A 20,036-nucleotide genomic window follows, 5' to 3' on the forward strand; every position below is an offset into this window, starting at 1 on the left:
CCTTGAGTAGAGTTGAAAAGTAGTATTTTTCTTCTTTTTAGCTGGAGAAGGTTTTTCCTTGGGTGTTTACTTTGGGTTGGTGTAGGCTCTGATGGTTGAGCAGCAGCCTTTTTCTCAAGGGTTGCTGACGGAACTGGATCAACCTTAGGCAAGGTCTTAGTATCCGTCATGTCATCAAAGACTACCTTAGCATCACGACTATGGCTAGGATGAAGACTCGTCACAAGGTCACGGCTCATTTCCAGAGTGCTGTTGTAACGGTTTTCTAACTTTTTAGCTGTCGCTCGAATAACCACATTCTCCAAAGCTTGAGGAACGTTATGGTTCTCAGCCAAAATCGATGGCAGAGGCTTTTGAAAATGTTGGAGGGCAATGGTAACTGCACTGTCACCATCATAAGGGATATGTCCTGTCAACATCTCAAAGAGCATGATACCCATAGCATAGATGTCACTCTGAATAGTAGCTTTAGACCCTCTCGCTTGCTCTGGAGACAGGTAGTGGACTGAACCTAACATAGAATTGGTCTGAGTCAGGCTCGTCTCAGCAAAGGCCACTGCAATACCAAAATCGGTCACCTTAGCCGTTCCATCCTTTGTTAAAAGAACGTTTTGCGGCTTCAAATCCCTATGAATAATCCCTTTTTGATGGGCAAGAGTCATGGCAGAGAGAACTTCTCCCATGATACGCACAACGTCTTGGTTAGATAGAGGTGCATGATCTTGAATATATTTCTTCAAGTCCGAACCGTCCACATATTCCATCGCTAAGAATTGCTGGCCGTCTTCTTCGCCAATATCTCGAATCGCAACAATATTTGGATGACTGAGTTCTGCCATGGCACGCGCTTCCCGTTGGAAACGCGCCACAGCCACCTGATCGGTCTGATAATTGGTCCGAAGCACCTTGATAGCCACTTCTTCATTATCCAAAATCAGGTCGTTAGCCAGATAAACATCCGCCATACCGCCACGTCCGATAGCTTTAAGGATTCGATAACGTCCAGCAAACAATTTGCCGACTTGGATCATTATCCTTCCTCACTTTCTATCTTAACAAGAGCAACTGTGATATTATCAAGACCACCTGCCTCGTTAGCAGCTGCCACTAAACGGCTAGTCTTTTCTTCGACAAATCCAGGACTGTTGACAATATGAACAATCTGATCAGTTGAAATCATATTTGTTAATCCATCTGAATTCGCTAAAATATAGTCTCCAGGTTCCAATTGTTGCACACCGAGGTCCGCCTCAATTGGGGCAGATTGTCCTACAGATTGCGTAATGATATTACGTTGCGGGTGGACAGCTGCCTCTTCCTCTGTCAATTGACCAGCCTTGATAAGGGCATTTACCAAAGAGTGGTCACTTGTCAATTGTTTGTATTCACCATTACGAATGTGAGCAATACGTGAATCCCCAACATGGGCAAAAATCACAGCATTATCAACAAAGGCAAGAACTTCAATAGTTGTTCCCATGCCCTTGTACTCTTCATTTTGACCGAGTTCATAAATTTTACGATTTTCTGCATCAATAGCAGCAATCATCCAATCACGAATCTTACTTAATTCACGAAAATCTGTGTTGATCCAATCACGACCAAGGTCCGTTACTGACATTTCGCTGGCAATATTACCAGCTCGGTGTCCACCCATTCCGTCTGCAACAACGACAAGGGTAACACCAGCTTGGTTAACAAATTTATTAACAAAGTCTTGGTTGTTTGACCGCTTTTGGCCAATGTCCGTTAATAATGAAATTTCCATAATCTTCTTTCTGACTTGCGTCAGCATTTCCTCCTCTGTAACCCTAGGCCTTTTTACGCAACTGTGCGATAAAGAAGCCATCAGTTAGATACTGTTCGGGGGTGATTGCCAAACAGCCATTAACCATTATGTTTTGGCATGGATGGTCTAAGGCAACTTGCTCAAAATCAGGATGCGTTTCAAGAAAAGCTTGAATCACCTCTTGATTTTCTTCAGCTATAATGGTGCAAGTACTATATGTTATTATACCACCTTTGCGTAGGGTTTGACAAACACTGGATAAGATGTCCAACTGCACAGCCTTAAGGGACTCAAAGTCTTGCAGATCCTTATTGTACTTAATGTCTGGTTTTCGACGGATGAGTCCAATTCCTGAACAAGGAGCATCCACGAGTATCTTATCAAAACTATCAGCTGGAAAGACTCGATGAACCTGACTAGCATCCAGTTTCTGTGTCTTAACCTTATCAGCCAGACCAAGTCGTTGCGCATTTTCCTTGATGAGATCTAGTTTATGATCATAAAGGTCAAGCGCTGTTACATGTCCACTGGTCAAATACGAAGCCATATGGACCGTCTTACCACCAGGAGCCGCACAGGCATCAAGGATTTCTTCTTCACCTTGAATCCCTAAAGTTGGCGCAACCAGTTGACTGGTCTCATCCTGAATGGTTAACAAGCCCTCTTTAAAATATTCTGTCCCAGCAAAGTAACCAGAGGACTTAACAAGCCCAACTGGTGACAGTTCTGAACGTTCAGCACCAGTTGCATCCGCAATCTCTTCCATACGAGACACATCTGTCACACGAACACTGGCCTTGTTCCTGACAAAGAGACTTTGGAAAATAGCAAGGGCACGGTCTTCCCCATACTGGTCAATAAGTTTCTTCACCAACCATACAGGTAGGGAATATTGAACAGAATAGCGTTTATTGACACGTTTAATCTTACTTGGGTCTGGCAATGGTTGACTAGACAATTTCCGAAGAACGGCATTGACCAGCTTCTCAGCACCCTTTTTATTACCTCGATTTTTGGCAATAGAGACGGCATCATTAACCACCGCATGGGCTGGAATTTTATCTAAGTAAGCCAACTGGTAAAGACTCAAAAGCAAGAGGTCGTAGACCCAAGCTTCAAGTTTGTCTCGATCCTCAATAACATGGGCCAAGATCCATTCCAAAGTAATCTTACGGGCAACGGTTCCATAAACAATTTCCGTCACCAAGGCCTTGTCCTTATCTGTTAGATGCGACTTGCTCAGACGTGCATTGAGGGCAATATTCGAGTAAGCCCCTTCTTGGAAGACTTCTTCTAAGACTTCAAGTGCCTGTCCACGGGCTGTTTTTTTCCAATCAGTGGCCAAATGCATCACCTACTTCAAGATTGCGACCGACCCCATTGAGAAAATCAGTAATAGCCATACGAGGCTTCCCTGCAGGCTGAACTGTCTTAAGCGAAATAGCTCCCTGACCAGTAGCAACGACCAAGCTCTTCTTGGTTTTTTCAATGATATGACCAGCCTGTCCTTGACCTTCTACCAAGTCTGCTTCATAAATCTTGAAACGTTTGCCATCAAGCAAAGTATGGGCCACAGGCCATGGGTACATACCTCGGATTTGATTGAAGATGTCACGTGCTGACTTGTTCCAATCAAGGCGTTCTTCTTCTGGGCTAATGTTTGGTGAAAAGGTTACCTGACTGGCATCTTGAGGAACAGGTTTAACTTCTCCTGCAATATAGGCAGGCAAGGTCTCGAGCAAAAGGTCACGACCCAAGACGGCCAATTTTTCAAACATGGTACCAACATTATCCTCGTCAAGAATTGGCAAGGCCTTTTGGCTAACCATGTCACCAGCGTCCATCTCCTTGACCATTTCCATAATTGTCACACCTGCTTCTGCATCCCCATTGATAATGGCATAATGAATAGGTGCCCCACCACGGTATTTTGGCAAGAGAGAGGCGTGAACATTCACCGCAAAATCCATGCTATTAAGCAACTTGCTTGGCAAAAATTGTCCATAAGCCGCAGTCACAATCCCATCAGCACCTAGTGCCATTACTTGAGCCATCTCTTCTGAACCCGACAATTTTTCAGGTTGATAAATAGGCAAATCATGCGCCAAGGCCACTTCCTTAACTGGTGTCATGCGGATTTCTTTTTACGGCCGACAGCACGGTCTGGCTGTGTGACAACAGCGACAATTTCGTAACGCTCATCTGTCAAAAGTCCTTCCAGCACTGTCGCTGAAAAGGCAGGCGTTCCCATAAATACTAATTTTGTCATATTTTCCTTTTCTAGATTAAGTAAAATTCTGAGGTTCGTGATCAATAATCAGACGCAAGTCCTTATTTTCAGGTTCCTGGGTCATATCAAGGACCCCATTAAGCGTTTCTTCCAAGTTATCTTCAAAACGGTATTTGATAATAATCTGATAATGATAAAGGTTATGTGTTCGAGCAATAGGCTTAGGCGTTGGTCCCAGAAAAGTCACCTTGTCCGACAAGTGCTCTTTCAAATAAGCCATAACCTCATAGCTCTTGCGGACTACAAACTCTTCATCCTTGTGAGAAAGCGTGATTCCTACCGTATAGAAATAGGGCGGGTAGGCCAGCTGGTGGCGAATCCCCATCTCATAGGCATAAAAACCTTCGTAATCCTGTTGCTGGGCAAACCGAATGGCATAATGGCTAGGATTATAGGTCTGAATAATAACCTCCCCTTCCTTGTCCGCACGACCAGCACGACCAGCCACCTGAGTCAAGAGTTGGAAGGTACGCTCAGCCGAACGAAAATCCGGTAAATTCAAGGACGTATCCGCATTCAAGACCCCTACCAAGGTAACATTTGGAAAATCCAAACCCTTGGCAATCATTTGGGTCCCAAGCAAAATGTCAGCCTTGCCACTTCCAAAAGTCTCTAGGAGTTTCTCGTGAGCACCTTTTTTACGTGTCGTATCAACATCCATCCGAATCACTCTGGCTTCAGGCAAGAGTTCTGTCAACTGGTCATAAGCCTTCTGTGTTCCAGTCCCATAATAGCGAATCTGACGACTCTGACAGTTAGGGCAGACGTGTGGTATTGCTTTTTGAAAATCACAATAGTGACAATTCATGGTCTTGGTATCCATGTGCAAGGTCAATGAAATATCACAGTTGGGACAATCATCCACATAGCCACAGTCACGACACATGACAAAAGAGGAATACCCACGACGGTTCAACATTAATACGACTTGTTCCTTACGTGCCAAGCGTTCTCTGATTTTTTCCAAGAGAGGTGGCGTAAAATCACTTACCTCTTGACGCCCAACAAAGTCCTTAAAATCCACCACTTCTACCTGCGGAATTTTAGCCTTAGGATTGGCCCTCTCTGTCAACTCAAGAAAATGATAAACCCCTTTCTGAGCCCTCGCTCGTGTCTCAATAGAAGGTGTCGCTGAGCCAAGGACAAGAATAGCGCCATGACTCTTAGCCCTAAGCAAGGCCACATCTCTAGCATGGTAGCGAGGATTGGACTCTTGTTTGTAAGTAGCCTCATGTTCCTCATCAATAATGATTGCTCCGATATTGTCCAAGGGAGCAAAGATAGCCGAACGTGCCCCTACAACAACTTTGGCTTGACCAGACCTAACCTTACGCCACTCATCAAATTTTTCACCGTCTGACAAGCCTGAATGCATAATGGCTACCAAGTCTCCAAAACGAGAGATGAAACGATTAGTCATTTGGGGTGTCAGGGAAATCTCTGGAACCAAGACAATGGCTGTTTTCCCCATGGCCAAGGTCCGCTCAATAAGATGAAGATAGACTTCCGTCTTACCCGAACCCGTCACTCCTTCCAACAAGAACGGTTTGCCACCACGACCAATCTGACCTGTCATGACTTCAACAGCATGCGCCTGTTGCGCATTAAGCTCCAGAAAATCTGTCCTTGCTACCTTTTCAAAGTAGCTATCGGCACGATTGACCTCAACCTCAGTGATGACCAAAGCTCCAGCTTCAATGAAAAACTTAACCACATCTCGAGAAAACAATTTATAGAGGTCAGCCAACTTCCCAGATTCACTTTTTCCTAGCAAGAAGTCCCTTAACTCTAACCGTTTCTTGGCTCGTTGCGAAATGTCCAAAGTCTCTAAAATGCCCTTTTGAACACTATAATGCTTCTCCGTTTTTATATTTTGCTTATCCTTGGCAATGTAATCAACCGTTACGCAACCAGATTGCACCAGACGAGGAATAGCTTGACCTTGTTTCTCTGATAATTGGGAGAAAAGAATGTGGTCTCGCCCCTGAAGAAAAGTGACCCTCTCCTCTTCACTCAGCTTATCAGTCGCCATGATAACTTTGTCATACTGAGAATTAAGAAGACCTGGAAGCATAGACTTCAAGATGGAAATCTTATAGGAAAAAACCGTGTGTCGCATTTGGTCAGCCAGGTCCAGCTGATCCTGATTTAGGACCGGTTCATAATCCAAAAGCTCCGCAATAGGCTTCAACTCTGGAAGATTGTCTCCATTTTCCTGCTCTTCCAAACCAAGGATAAAGCCTTGCAAAAGACGATTTCCCTTACCAAAAGGGACATGAACCCGCATACCGATGGCAATTTGACCTTGCATTGATTCGGGTACAAGGTAACTATAAGGCCTGTCCGTCTGCATCAGAGGAACATCTACAATTATTGTGCAACTAAAACCATATATCTCCTCCCATCACTGCCTTAAGACCAGTATTTTGTAGTGCTCAGGACCTCCTGAGTTGGATTATCATCATAAAGAAGGAAGCTGAGGCACTATGCCTCAGCTCCCCCTGTCCTCATAAACCAAAGCTAGACTTTGATTTTAGATTTTATCGCCTTCTTCTTTTCTTTAGCGATTTGTTCTTTGATTTTACGTTCTTCTTCCTCAGCAGCTAGACGTGCTTGGATAACTTTCAAACGTGCCAATTCACGTTTACCTTCTGGATCTGGGTGGATTGTGACATTTCCAGATTCAATTTCTTCAAGGGCTTGAAGCGTAGATTTGACAGCTGAAAATTCTTGAGTTGGTTCGGCACCAGCTGCCAATTCATGAGCACGTTTGGCTTGCAAAATAACCAATGAATATTTTGAAGGTACTTTATCCAAAAGCTTATCAATAGAGGGTTTCAACATCATAATTCTATACCTATTTCTAATTTATTTATCTGATAATTTCTTTTCTGAAATCATATTACGATAGCGGCCAATCACACGATCTACTCGGAAATGTTCTGCTTCAATGACACGTTTGACACGTTCAGCAGCCAAAGGCACCTCGTCATTGACGATAGCATAATCGTACTCGCTCATAAGAGCAATCTCTTCACGGGCACGCTCAATACGTTTAGCAATCACTTCCTCAGAATCTGTTCCACGACCAACCAAACGTTCTTGAAGTTCGTTCAAATCTGGTGGTGTTAAAAAGATAAAGACAGCATCTGGAACTTTTTTCTTAACCTGGAGGGCTCCTTGTACCTCGATTTCAAGAAACACATCAATGCCCTTATCCAAGGTCTCATTAACATAAGTCAATGGTGTTCCATAGTAGTTACCAACATACTCAGCATATTCCAACATTTGGCCGTTGCGAATAAGCTCCTCAAATTCCTCACGAGAACGGAAGAAATAATCCTTTCCATCAACCTCACCAGGACGCTGGGCACGTGTAGTCATTGAGACTGAGTATTCAAATTTGTGGTCAGGTGTTGAAAAAATTTCCTGACGGACAGTTCCTTTTCCGACACCAGAAGGCCCTGAAAAAACAATTAAAAGTCCACGATCAGACATGTCTTCTCCTTAAACTAAGATTAAAAATCTCTTTAAACTTGCCGTAAAAACAGAAAAGCAGATGCTCATTTCTACAGCTTGGGGGTTGTTGATTGATTCCGTGACAGCTCACTCACCGGAGCATGCCTTTTACCTTACTATTCTACCAATAAAAGCGACTTTTTTCAAGGTGAGGGAACCATTAAAAAAAGTGAATCCTATTTTCCTAGCACTCACTCTTTTATTCTTATCTTTTAAACCAAGCCAGTCAAGAGACCTTGCATAAATTCTTCCGAATGGAATTCACCAATATCATCAATTTTTTCACCAAAACCAATCAATTTTACTGGGATATCCAATTCTTGGCGGATGGCTAGAACTACCCCACCCTTGGCACTACCGTCCAATTTAGTCAAGATAAGACCAGTCAAGGGTGTGATTTTTGAAAATTCCTTAGCCTGACTAAGCGCATTTTGACCTGTTGAAGCATCCAAAGCCAAGAGGGTTTCATGAGGAGCTTCTGGGACCACACGTTTGATAATACGACCAATCTTTTCAAGCTCTGCCATGAGGTTGTCTTTATTTTGCAAGCGACCTGCCGTATCAATCATGAGAACATCAACGTCCTCAGCAAGAGCCTTTTCCATACCATCAAAGACTACTGAAGCAGGGTCAGCCTTCTCAGCACCAGTCACCACTGGCACATCTACACGACGCCCCCACTCGACCAACTGGGCAACAGCCCCTGCACGGAAGGTATCAGCAGCAACCAGCATGACTTTTTTACCTTCTTGTTTGTATTTGTGTGCCAACTTACCGATAGATGTCGTCTTACCTACACCATTGACCCCAACAAAAAGCATAACAGTCAAGCCATCCTGGAAGTTAATTTGCTCATTGTAAACATCGTCTTTCTCATAGATATCCACAAGCTTTTCGATAATCAAGCGTTGCAAATCCTCAGTCTTTTTGACATTTTCAAGGCGAGCTTCATAGCGTAAGTCTTCCGTTAATTGTGTCGCAACATTGACCCCAACGTCAGAGAGAATTAGCATTTCTTCCAATTCTTCGAAAAACTCTTCATCAACACGACGGAAATTAGCGAAAAATTCATTCAGACGGGCAGCAAAACCAGTACGGGTCTTTTTGAGTGTTCGATCATACTTTTCTCGTTCTGTTTCTACTTGAGAAGTAGCAACTTCTTCGGTTTTTTCCTCAACTTGACGGGTTTGAACCGCTTCAAAAGTAACTGTCTCACCTTTTTCGGCAGCAGCAGCTACTTGAGCTTTCTTGGCATAATAGTCAGCCATGACATCAGCAAAATGGTTATCCACAGCAGCTTGACTTTCTTCAGGCTCTTGACCTACTTCTGACTCACTAGAAGCAATACTATCCTCAGAAAAATCTTCAACCGTTTCTTCTTCAGATACTTCTTCGCTGTTCACGTCTACAGCGTCAGCCACTTCATCAACAGATTCTGTGGATAAAGCTTCTTCTGGATTTTCTGACTGACTTACTTGCTCAGTTTGACTCTCACTAGCTGACTCGCTTGTTGATAAATCTTGATGATCAAGGAACTCGACTTCTGAGTCAAAGTTTTGCAAGTCTTGATTGTCAAGAGACTCTGTTTCTGAAATGTCATCTGTTAAATCATTGCTGGCAACAGTTTCTGCAGCTTCCTGTGACTGTTCGTTTTTCTGTCCAAATAATCGATCAAATAGACCCATTTGGTTCTCCTTATTTCTCTAAAATATAGTTATGGATGGCCTCAGCCACACCAGATTCTTCATTCGTTTGGGTTGTTACAGCATCTGCGACAGCCTTGACTTTATCAACACCATTAGCCATAGCCACACCGAGACCAGCCCATTTCAACATGGTCAAATCGTTTTCTTCATCACCCATGGCCATGACTTGACTTTGGTCAATGCCCAGATAATCTGACAATAGTTTCAAGCCCTCAGCCTTATGAACACCCTTAGGCATCACTTCAAGGATAATTTCTCGAGACTTAAAAACTTCAAAGTCTTCGGAAAGCTGTTTAGGCAATTTGGGAATTTGTGCATCCAAAAACGCCTCCTCACAGACCGTAACAATCTTATTATAGACGATATTCTTCGGAATGTCATCAATGCTATTCACATCAACAAAGGTCAGGGCTGGATTAGCCTGGCGGTAGAGAGAGTGGTTTCCTTTACTTGGAACACCATAAACGATGCCATCACTGAGAACATCCATGGGAAGTCCCAGAGGTTCAAAAGCAGCATAAACCTGCTCTATATCCTCTCGACTCATCTCCTTCTTTACGAGGATATCACCGTTATTGCGCTGAACCAAGCCACCATTAAAAGTCACGCTGTAATGCTTGTCGTCCAACAAGCCCAAATCTTTCAAAATATGGTCGATTGCAGGAAGAGGACGACCAGTCGTAATGACCACGTGAACCCCCTTAGCCTCTGCCGCTTTTAGAGCCTCTCTATTTTCAACAGTAACCTGCTTATCCTTGGTAAAAAGCGTCCCATCTAAATCCAAGGCCAGTAGTTTAATCTCAGACATCTGAACCTACCAACCCTTCCATAGAGTCAAAGACGGCACCATCTTTATGGTGACCAATCACTTCATCAGCTACAGCCTTAATCTCATCACGCGCATTTTCCATCGCAATGGCACGACCCGCAAAGGTCAGCATCTCCATATCATTGAGATTATCACCAAAAGCCACAACATCAGAAGCCTGACGCCCTAACTCTTGACATAAATGGTAGAGGCCAAAGCCCTTATCCACACCCTTAAGAATAATATCCATAGAGTCAAAGCCAGTTGTCACAGCCGTCATATCCTCAAAAATCGTGTTGAGATAGTCACCACGCTCCATGATGGTATCCCCTTGGAACTTAGCCGTCACCTTAAAAATATCATCCGTCACTGATTCAAGGTCTGTCGCCACGACATTTTTATAATAACGTTCCATAGCCTTAAGATAGGCAGGATCAGCGTCGTTAGGTGCGTAAGCTCCCTGGCGGCCTGACAGAAGTATTCCCTCACAAGTTGGCAAGGCTAAAGTCGTGTCTGCAATTTCCAAATAATCTTTAGGTTCTAGTTTTGACTCAAACAAGACCTGGCCCTTATACTGAACCAAGGCTCCGTTTTCCGCAATGATAGCAATACGGTCCACAAACCCGTCAAAAAGCTCCTCCAAGGCTAAAAGAGCCCGTCCAGAGGCAACTGTAAAAACATATTCCTTGGCCTCACAAGCATCCAACAGGCTATCCAAACGTGCTTTATCATAAGTACCATGATGATCCAAAAAAGTACCATCCATATCTGTTGCTAAAATTTTCAAAATAATCTCCCTTCAGGTCGAATACACTTGCTCCTATTGTACCAAAAATAGAAACATAAGTTAGGGAAAAGCCATAGTTATGAGAGAAAATATAGTATTTCACTTGCAAATTATGTTTTTAAGTTGTATCGTTACTGTAGTACAAAAATAATGTAATGATATTTCCTAGAAAGGAGTCTCTTATGGCTTGGACATTTGATGAAAAATCACCCATTTATCTTCAAATCGCCTATCGTGTCAAACTTAAAATTGCTTCTAAAGAATTAAGCATGGGGCAACAACTTTTACCCGTTCGAGAATTCGCTCAAGAAGCCGGTGTCAATCCAAACACCGTACAAAGGGCCTTCCAAGAACTGGAAAAAGAAGGTTTGGTTTACTCTGCTCGTACTTCTGGTCGCTTTGTTACTGAAGACGAGAAACTCATTAACCAAAAACGACACGAAATTGCTCAAAACCTGATTAAGAACTTTGTCACTGAAATGTCGGCTATTGGCTTCAGTTCACCTGAAATTAAAACCATTATCACCGACTACATTGAACAAAGAGGAAAGGAGTTATAGACTGATGACTGATATTGTAACTTTAACAAATCTCACCAAAACCTACAATGGTATTCCAGCCCTAAGAGATGTGACTATGACTATCCCTTCAGGAAAGATTGTTGGTCTCCTAGGACCAAATGGAAGTGGTAAAACGACCCTCATTAAGATTTTGAATGGCCTCCTTCAGCCAACTTCTGGTCTTGTAACGATTAACGGATTTGAGCCATCACCCATCACCAAGTCACAAGTGGCTTATCTGCCTGACACAACCTATTTAGATGAAAGTAAGACCATCCAATACTACTTGGACTTCTTCCAAGATTTCTATACCGACTTTCGCTATCCTCTTGCCTTGCAACTTCTGGAGGATCTACACCTTCAACCTAATCTTCGTCTCAAAGACCTCTCAAAAGGGAACAAGGAAAAAGTTCAGTTGATTTTGGTTATGAGTCGTGAGGCCAAGCTCTATCTTCTTGATGAGCCTATTGGTGGCGTTGACCCTGCATCTCGTGACTATATCCTCAGGACCATCATCAACCAATACTCGGAAGAAGCTTCTGTTATCATCTCAACTCATTTGATTTCAGATGTTGAATCTATTTTAGACGAGGTTGTTTTCTTAAAGTACGGTCAGATTGAACTTCAAGGAGATGCCGATAATATCCGCCAAGCCCATGGCAAGTCTATTGACAAGCTCTTCAGAGAGATGTTCCACAACTAGGAGGTATGAGCATGTTTTGGAAATTAGTTAAGTATGAATTACAATCAGTCCGCAAGTGGTACCTTGGCATCTACGGGATTGCCATCCTACTGTCTATACCTTTGGGCTTAATGCTTCAAAAATTAATGGTCACCTTTGAACATAGCCATAAGGAACCAAGCCTACTTTTTATGGCCTTCTTTACACTGATTGTTATTGCTACCATTGTTGTTTGGGGAACCATCTATATCGCAACTATTGTCCTCATCATCAAACGCTTTGCGACCAGCGTCTTCGGACGAGAAGGCTACCTAAGCAACACGCTTCCTGTTTCAGCGCACCAACTTGTCTTGTCTAAACTCTTTGTAGCCTTTATTTTAGATACGATTTCATCTCTCGTTGTACTCGCTTCAATTGGCATTATAGCCGCTTTCAACCTAGATATGAAAGATATCCTCCTGACTACCAGCTACTTTGGTCAAATCTTAAAAGAAATGGGGGCCCTCTACCTCTTCATCCCTGCTACAATTTTAGGAACAATTGCTGGTATTCTACTTTATTACCTCTGTATTAGCATCGGAAATCTCTTCAACACTAACAAAATTCTTATGGGGTTTGTCGCTTATTTCGCTATTCAGTCTATCCTATTCTTTATTGGTTTCTTCTTTGGATTTAGCGCTGCTTTGACTTCAAATATCACAAGTAATTCAATGAACAATTTGACATATATTTTGGGTATCATTCAGTCTATCATTATTATCGCTGCAAGCTACTTTGGTACCTACTATATCATGACCAAGCGCTTAAACTTAGACTAAAAAAAAACGTGTTCCTTTTGGAACACGATTTTTTTTGCATTGAAAAGACTTATTTACTTTGTTCTTTACGGTAAGTCTCAATTTCCGCCTTGTTACCCCAAACGAAGTGTCCTGGGCGTACTTCAGCCATTTCTGGTTTATCAACAGAATAGTCATGCTGGTTTGGATCATAAACCTTCAAGACTTTCTTACGTTCCAAAATTGGGTCTGGAATAGGAACAGCAGACAAGAGTGACTTGGTGTAAGGGTGAATAGGATTGTTGTAGAGTTCTTCCGTTTCGGCAACTTCCACAATTGTTCCCTTATAGATAACAGCGATACGGTCAGAAATGAAACGGACCACTGACAAGTCATGAGCGATAAAGAGGTAGGTCAATCCCAACTCTTTTTGGAATTTCTTAAGCAGGTTCAAAATTTGGGCACGGACTGACACGTCAAGGGCTGAAATCGGTTCATCGGCAATAACCAAATCAGGTTGCATAACCAAGGAACGCGCAATCCCGATACGTTGACGTTGTCCCCCAGAAAATTCGTGAGGATAACGTGTCAAGTGCTCTTCGAGAAGCCCTACTTCTTTGATGATCTCCTTGATTTTAGCCTTACGGTCTTCTTCATCCTTATAAAGATGGAAGTTATACAAACCCTCAGACAAGATATAGTCAACCGTCGCACGTTCATTCAAACTCGCTGCAGGGTCTTGGAAAATCATCTGAATACGACGGATAAGGTCATTTTTCTCAGAGTGAGATAAGTGACCATTAATTTTCTTACCGTCAAATATAATGTCGCCATTACTTGTATCATTTAGACCAATAATGGCACGCCCGATAGTCGTCTTACCACTACCAGACTCACCAACGAGGGAAAAGGTTTCACCCTTGTTGATGAAAAAATTAGCATTGTGGACCGCGACGAATTTCTTGCTTCCCTCACCGAAGGAAATCTCCACATCTTTTACTTCAACTAACTTCTCAGGCATTGCCTTCCTCCTCATCTTCTAAATGTGCAAATCCCATATTGGCACGGATTTTTCATGTAGATTTTGGATGACCTCAGGTTTTTCAACTTTTGGCGCATCCTCATGTAAGAGCCAGGTCTTAGCCCAGTGAGTATCTGAAACTTGGAATTGTGGCGCTTTTTCCTCGAAGTCAATCTGCATAGCATAGTCTGAACGCAAGGCAAAGGCATCCCCAACAACCGGTGTATAAAGTGACGGTGGTGTCCCTGGAATTGAGAAGAGTTCACCCTTATCAGCAGCCAACTGCGGCAAGCTTGACAGCAAGCTCCAAGTATAGGGATGACAAGGTTCATAGAAAATTTCCTCAACCGTAGCAAACTCAATGATTTCACCAGCATACATAACCGCAACCTTATCAGCGATACTGGCTACGACACCAAGGTCATGGGTAATGAAAATGACTGAGAAACCATACTCCTCTTTAAGTGATTTCAAGAGGTCAATGATTTGAGCCTGAATGGTCACGTCAAGAGCCGTTGTTGGCTCGTCACAGATAAGAATATCAGGACGACAAGCTAGGGCAATGGCAATAACGATACGTTGACGCATCCCACCAGAATATTGGAAAGGATATTCATTGAAACGTTCCTCCGCATCAGGAATACCGACCTTGTCCATATAGTCAATGGCCATTTTCTTAGCTTCCTTAGGCGATTTACCTTGGTGCTTGACAATGACTTCAACAATTTGACTACCGATTGTCTTAATAGGGTCCAGACTGGTCATAGGATCCTGGAAGATTGTTGCAATCTTAGCTCCACGAATTGGTGCCCAATCTTGGTGACTCTTAAGTTTTGTTAAATCTTGACCACGATAATTAATAGATCCACTGGCTACACGGCCATTTTCTTCAAGCATCCCTGTGAAAGTTTTAGTCAAGACTGATTTACCTGAACCAGACTCACCAACCAAGGCCAAAACCTCACCTTCAACCAAATCAAGGGAAACCCCTCGAATAGCTGTCAAAACACGGTCACGAACGTCAAATTCCACGACGATATCGCGAGCCGATAATATTACATTTTTATTTCTGTCATATTGGACTCCTATCTATGCGTACGTGGGTCACTAGCATCCGCTAAGTTTTGACCAACAATAAAGAGGGCAAGAGAAACGAGAATCAAGGTTGTCAATGGAATCCAGAAGAGATAAGCATTGACCGTAACGTTCTGAGCATAGTCTGAAATCAAACGACCTAGACTAGGTGTTGTAACGGGAAGCCCCAAACCGAAGTAGGAAAGGAAAGCTTCGTAAGAGATAAATCCTGGCAAAAGCTGACTCGCCATGGTTACAATAACTGACACAAGTTGTGGCATGATATTCTTAACCACAATCTTTGCCGTTGGTGTTCCCAGTGTACGGGAAGCCAAGTTGTACTCCAAATCACGGTAACGCATGATTTGAATACGGATACTATAGGCAATCCCAATCCAACCTGTCACAGTCATGGCAAAAATCATATTCCAGAAACCAGCACCCAATGAATAAGTCAAGACAATAACCACAAGGAGGTCAGGAATATTTGAGATGATGTTGTAGATTTCCATCATAACCATATCGAAGGTCTTAGAAATCCCCCAAACAGCACCCACAAGCAAACCAATGACAACATTAAGGATGGTAGCAATGACAGCGATAAGAATTGAATTACGCGCACCAAACCAAACACTGTCGAATAGAGACTTACCATTACTATCGGTACCAAACCAATATTGAGCATTTGGGTGAACATAACGCAAACTGAAATCATTAACTTTTGAGACATCATTGAAATCAAATTTTGAAAACATCGGGTAGATAAAACTCATCAAAACAATGGCAATCAAGATACCCAACATGACTACTGTTGATTTCTTTTTAAGGAACTGACGCATCACCGATTTCCAATAAGAATAAGCCGGTGCATCAATTGTTTCAGAGGCAAAATCATCGCGCTTTACAAATTGGAACTTACTTTTATCAATTGAAGCCATTATTTACCTCCTTTAGATGTCAATTTGATACGTGGGTCAATCACTGTCATAAGGATATCACCCACAAGCAATGAGAAGATGGTGAGGGTTGTGAAAATAAACACGAGACCCACAACCATAGCATTATTTGAAGCACGAACAGAGTCAATCAACATTTTACCCATACCAGGATAGGCAAAAATAGTTTCTGTCAAGGTAGCTCCGGTGATAACACTTACGATAGATGCTGGAATTCCTGAAACCAAGGATACCATCGCATTTTTGAAAATGTGTTTGTTTGAAATTTCTTTTTCTGACAACCCTTTGGCGCGTGCAAAACGAACAAAGTCTTGAGATTGTAAATCAATCATATAACGACGAATCCAAATGGCAAGTCCTGGCGTTGACAAGAGACCAAGAATAACAGATGGCAAGACATAAGAACGCCAGTCACCTGCACCCAAGATTGGGAAGGAATCCGGAAGCCCAATTTCAGAACCAATCAATCGAATGATATAAACCAAGGCAATAGTTGGTAGAGAAAGCAAGAAGGTCAGAATACCTGTTGACACACTATCAAAGAGGGTGTTCTTTAAGCGGGCCATGTATGACCCTAATGGAATCGCCAAGGCATAAGACAAGACTAGACCAATCAATCCAGCAATAGCAGAGCTTGTCACCATTGATGGATACTGGTAATGACTTTTCGTTGCTGTATAAGGATCATTGCCAAACAAAGAACGGTCTCTTTCGTCAGCCTGACTTGGTGATTTATAGGTACGAGAGTAAATATCCACTGAAGATGGCTTTTTACCCGTTGGGAAATTCACATCAGTTGTTAAGGTTTGTCCTTGGCCCTGCGTAATGACATCAAGAACACCCTGATCAGCATAGGTTGGATAAGACGTACCAAGGTTCATCTTCACGAAGTTTTGGTGAACAAATGGGAACTGACCATTAAAGTAAAGCAGATATTTATGCTTAGTCCCTGAACCAACCACTGACCAACCAATAGCGGGATCATTTTCAATTCGAATGTAACGTTTCAAGTTTGGATTTGTTTTATCTTTTACCCATCCTGTATTGTCAAATTCAAAGAGGTGCGTATAGAAGCCAAATACACGTTCAAGGACTGGCACATCACGTGTCGCATAAAATTGCTTACTTTCCTTAAACTGCTGCAAATGCCAGCCACGTCCCAAACTATCCACATATTTTTGGTAGATAGCCTTATTGGCCTTGGTTGGTTTAGTCGTTACAGACTTATCAAGCGAGCTTGCTTTTTCCTGCAACTCCTTGGTGTCATAGTAATCAATATAACCCATTCGCTCATAGATTGTATTTTCATAGTTAGCTTTCGAATCGGCTGTCTTTGCAATCTTGTTGTAGTTAGGGTCCTGTCTGAAAATCAGACGCCTCGGCACCATGGTATAAATAATGGTGTAGGTCAAGGCCGTCACGACAAATATTGACAATAGAGAACGAAGGGTTCTCAATAAAATGTATTTTTTCATGTCTCTTCCTTTAACTCCAAAAGAACTTTCCCAATCAAATGAGAAAGTTCTATCGTCCTTTATTTAACGTCATTCTCATGATTTTTTGAGCGTGTTCGTTGGACTTAGACTTTTCTTTAAACCAGTTTTCACGGGCTTTATCATCATTTTTCTTATGACAACAGCTTTTGAAGATTCAAGTTGCGTGAGCATCTGTCAGAACCCTCAACTCCTACTTGAGTAATCACCTGAGTCTGTTGTCAATCAAGCATGCGTTGGTACGACACTCTGATTAACCAAAGTAGCCTGAGGATGACCTCCCCACAACCTTGCTTGTCTTTCTGTTTAACATTCGTAACGCACTATCTCCATTTTTTCATAAGCACTCTCCAAAAAATCATAGTCATATCACCATTATACCATAAAAATCGAAATAACAGCAATTTTCAGAATATTTTGTCTTATGCTTTCTTTCTCACAATTGATAGCTACTTTCAAAAGCATTTTGATAAATTTTTGGCCAAAAGAAAAAGGCTTACGCCTCTTTCCATGGCATTATTTAACGTGTTTGGCAAGATCTTTTTGAGCCTTGTCGTTAGACACTTTCTTTTCTTTAAGCCATTTTTCACGACTTTGTTCAAATTCTTTCTTAGTAACTACTTTTTCTTGTGGTTTAACATATTTGAAGTAGTCACCTGAACTCTTATCACCCACTTGAGTATATGAACCTGTAAATGGTGTCAAACGTGAGACAACTGGAGCTGAACCGTTACCAACCGTCAAAGGAATGACAAGTGAACTATCTTCTAACCAAGCTTGAGCTTGAGCATAACGATCATAACGTACATTGAGATCTGTTGTTTCAGAATCTGCTGAGTCAAGCAAGGCATCATAATCTTTAAGTCCTACTTGAGCTGCTGCCGCATTTGGCGCATTAAGGGTTGCATTTTGCATATCACCAGATGACAATTGGTTGATATCAATCACCACATTGTCACTTCCCAATGATTTTTCAATGGTTTGTTTCAAAGATTGCGCTTGAGAAACATTAAGTTTAGAACTTTGGTCAACTGGAAGGTCCAAGTGGATTGGGAATTGAACACCTTCTCCTTGGAGAGCTTCTTTAGCCTTACTAAACTCAGTTTTAGCTTTTTCAGCATTGTAGAGACCATCTTGACCATCAGCAAAGTTGACGCCTGACCACTCATCACCATATGAACTCATCTTTTCAGTAACAAGATCTCCAAAGGTCTTATTACCTGCACTAACGAAGTCAGAAGGAACAAAGAGATTTCGAATAGCTTTAGCTGCTCCCTCTTTACCATTGACTTGTGATTGATATACCGTACGGTCAATAGCGAAGTTAATTGATTGACGGAAGTCTTTATTCAAAAGAGCTTTTTTCGTAGAGGTCTTTTCAGCGTCAGTCTTTTTAGCAGTGTATTTGTAACTTTGACGGTCAATATTGACACTCATAGCTGACGTTGACGCACCAGCTGCTGTATAGTAGATATTATCTTTATATTTCTTTTCGACAGATGCATAGTTAGAGCTCATTGGGTAGACACGAGCAATACTATAAGCACCATCAGTGAAACTACGTTCCAAAGATTCTGGATCAGAACCATCATCATACGTCAATTTGATAGCATCAAAGTGAACGTTCTTCTTATCCCAATAGTTTTCATTCTTAGTCAACTCGATTGATGATTTAGCTGTCAAAGATTTGAGAAGGAATGGACCGTTGTATAGGATAGAGGTTGGGTCTGTTGACTTACCGAAATCTTTTCCTTTAGTCTTAAGGAAGTCTGCATTGACTGGGAAAAGCAAACCATAAGTTGTCTTAGAGTTCCAGTATGGCTCTGGTCGTTTAAGTGTATATTGCAAGGTATGGTCATCAATTGCCTTAACACCAACCTTTGAGAAATCTTTATTGGCACCTGAAAGGTAGTCGGACAAACCAGCAATAGAATCTTGAACCAAATAGAGAGCACCAGCTTTTGAGTCTGCCGCATGCTTAAGACCAGTTACAAAGTCTTTAGCTGTAACATCAGCGTACTCTTCACCATCAGAGGTATACCATTTAACCCCTTTACGGATTTTATAAGTGTAGGTTAGACCATCTTGAGAGACAGACCAATCTTCAGCCACTGAAGGTACAAGATTACCATATTTATCTGTTTCCATAAGACCATCAACACCATTTGTCACAGCGGTTGTTGTAGGTCCTGTATTTGAGGTAATGTAATCCAAAGTTTCAGGATCTGAACTGTAAACGTAACCATAAGTAGTACCACTGGTACTAGACTTAGATGAACAAGCCGCCAAAATACCAACACTAAGGACGGCAACGCCTGCTAAGGCTAACCATTTACTTTTTTCATAAGATTTCTCCAAAATATAAAATTTTTTACAGCTTCATTATAGCATAAATAATCAAAAAGAACAGTTATTATTAGAATCTTTTGTACAATTCGATAATATCTGTAAACACGAAAACTACTGAAATTCCTTATCAATAAAGGGTTTTCTTTAGTTTATGTTGATTAATTTTTAATCACAAAAGTTGCATAAAAAGGCCCAGCCACTCGGCCAGACCTCCTTTTATCATTAC

Annotated in this window: 16 protein-coding genes and 2 pseudogenes; 3 read left to right on the forward strand and 15 right to left on the reverse strand. The window is 42.0% G+C overall.

The window, feature by feature from the left end; genetic code table 11:
- The 10 genes and pseudogenes from pknB to HSISS2_RS07735 form a co-directional block, all read right to left on the reverse strand.
- Positions 1-1,031: Stk1 family PASTA domain-containing Ser/Thr kinase (gene pknB, locus HSISS2_RS07690; RefSeq protein WP_134981529.1), on the reverse strand; the 1,031-nt coding region annotated here is incomplete at its 3' end.
- Positions 1,031-1,768 (reverse strand): Stp1/IreP family PP2C-type Ser/Thr phosphatase, encoded by a 738-nt coding sequence (locus HSISS2_RS07695; RefSeq protein WP_037613505.1) that lies wholly within the window; start codon positions 1,766-1,768, stop codon positions 1,031-1,033. The genes pknB and HSISS2_RS07695, both read right to left, overlap by 1 nt.
- 43 nt (positions 1,769-1,811) lie before the next feature.
- On the reverse strand, positions 1,812-3,134 hold the full coding sequence (gene rsmB / locus HSISS2_RS07700) for a 16S rRNA (cytosine(967)-C(5))-methyltransferase RsmB (protein WP_021146198.1): 1,323 nt from the start codon (positions 3,132-3,134) through the stop codon (positions 1,812-1,814).
- Positions 3,124-4,058 (reverse strand): annotated as a pseudogene (fmt, locus tag HSISS2_RS07705) (methionyl-tRNA formyltransferase). Before fmt ends, rsmB begins: the two are co-directional and overlap by 11 nt.
- A 16-nt stretch (positions 4,059-4,074) precedes the next feature.
- On the reverse strand, positions 4,075-6,474 hold the full coding sequence (locus tag HSISS2_RS07710) for a primosomal protein N' (RefSeq protein WP_042767095.1): 2,400 nt from the start codon (positions 6,472-6,474) through the stop codon (positions 4,075-4,077).
- Between the two features lie 125 nt (positions 6,475-6,599).
- Positions 6,600-6,926, reverse strand: coding sequence for a DNA-directed RNA polymerase subunit omega (rpoZ, locus tag HSISS2_RS07715; protein WP_042767096.1), 327 nt, complete (start codon positions 6,924-6,926; stop codon positions 6,600-6,602).
- Positions 6,927-6,947: 21 nt separating this feature from the next.
- Positions 6,948-7,577 (reverse strand): guanylate kinase, encoded by a 630-nt coding sequence (gmk, locus tag HSISS2_RS07720; RefSeq protein ID WP_008535152.1) that lies wholly within the window; start codon positions 7,575-7,577, stop codon positions 6,948-6,950.
- 233 nt (positions 7,578-7,810) lie between these two features.
- Positions 7,811-9,283: a signal recognition particle-docking protein FtsY gene (ftsY, locus tag HSISS2_RS07725; protein WP_021146203.1), complete on the reverse strand. Its 1,473-nt coding sequence runs from the start codon at positions 9,281-9,283 to the stop codon at positions 7,811-7,813.
- 10 nt (positions 9,284-9,293) lie between these two features.
- Entirely contained in the window at positions 9,294-10,112 is an 819-nt protein-coding gene (locus tag HSISS2_RS07730; RefSeq protein WP_021146204.1) for a Cof-type HAD-IIB family hydrolase, read from the reverse strand.
- Positions 10,105-10,899 (reverse strand): Cof-type HAD-IIB family hydrolase, encoded by a 795-nt coding sequence (locus HSISS2_RS07735; RefSeq protein ID WP_021146205.1) that lies wholly within the window; start codon positions 10,897-10,899, stop codon positions 10,105-10,107. Before HSISS2_RS07735 ends, HSISS2_RS07730 begins: the two co-directional genes overlap by 8 nt.
- A 182-nt stretch (positions 10,900-11,081) precedes the next feature.
- On the opposite strand from HSISS2_RS07735, the gene HSISS2_RS07740 reads away from it, so the two are divergent.
- The 3 genes from HSISS2_RS07740 to HSISS2_RS07750 are packed head-to-tail and all read left to right on the forward strand — an operon-like array spanning position 11,082 to position 12,959.
- A complete protein-coding gene (locus HSISS2_RS07740; RefSeq protein ID WP_008535155.1) occupies positions 11,082-11,459 on the forward strand; it encodes a GntR family transcriptional regulator in 378 nt (125 codons plus the stop codon).
- A 4-nt stretch (positions 11,460-11,463) separates the two neighbouring features.
- Positions 11,464-12,162, forward strand: a complete 699-nt coding sequence (locus tag HSISS2_RS07745; RefSeq protein WP_021146206.1) for an ABC transporter ATP-binding protein — start codon at positions 11,464-11,466, stop codon at positions 12,160-12,162.
- A gap of 11 nt (positions 12,163-12,173) precedes the next feature.
- Entirely contained in the window at positions 12,174-12,959 is a 786-nt protein-coding gene (locus HSISS2_RS07750) for a hypothetical protein (protein ID WP_021146207.1), read from the forward strand.
- A 49-nt stretch (positions 12,960-13,008) separates the two neighbouring features.
- Here the strand turns inward: HSISS2_RS07750 and HSISS2_RS07755 are convergent, their stop codons facing one another.
- The 5 genes and pseudogenes from HSISS2_RS07755 to HSISS2_RS07775 form a co-directional block, all read right to left on the reverse strand.
- A complete protein-coding gene (locus tag HSISS2_RS07755) occupies positions 13,009-13,938 on the reverse strand; it encodes an ATP-binding cassette domain-containing protein (protein WP_021146208.1) in 930 nt (309 codons plus the stop codon).
- A pseudogene (locus HSISS2_RS07760) lies at positions 13,931-15,027 on the reverse strand (ABC transporter ATP-binding protein). Before HSISS2_RS07760 ends, HSISS2_RS07755 begins: the two are co-directional and overlap by 8 nt.
- Entirely contained in the window at positions 15,024-15,950 is a 927-nt protein-coding gene (oppC, locus tag HSISS2_RS07765) for an oligopeptide ABC transporter permease OppC (RefSeq protein ID WP_021146210.1), read from the reverse strand. Before oppC ends, HSISS2_RS07760 begins: the two are co-directional and overlap by 4 nt.
- On the reverse strand, positions 15,950-17,443 hold the full coding sequence (locus tag HSISS2_RS07770) for an ABC transporter permease (RefSeq protein ID WP_021146211.1): 1,494 nt from the start codon (positions 17,441-17,443) through the stop codon (positions 15,950-15,952). Before HSISS2_RS07770 ends, oppC begins: the two co-directional genes overlap by 1 nt.
- A gap of 534 nt (positions 17,444-17,977) precedes the next feature.
- Positions 17,978-19,819: a peptide ABC transporter substrate-binding protein gene (locus tag HSISS2_RS07775; protein WP_021146212.1), complete on the reverse strand. Its 1,842-nt coding sequence runs from the start codon at positions 19,817-19,819 to the stop codon at positions 17,978-17,980.
- Positions 19,820-20,036: the final 217 nt, after the last annotated feature.

Source organism: Streptococcus sp. HSISS2, from assembly GCF_000448665.1.
Taxonomy (GTDB): domain Bacteria; phylum Bacillota; class Bacilli; order Lactobacillales; family Streptococcaceae; genus Streptococcus; species Streptococcus raffinosi.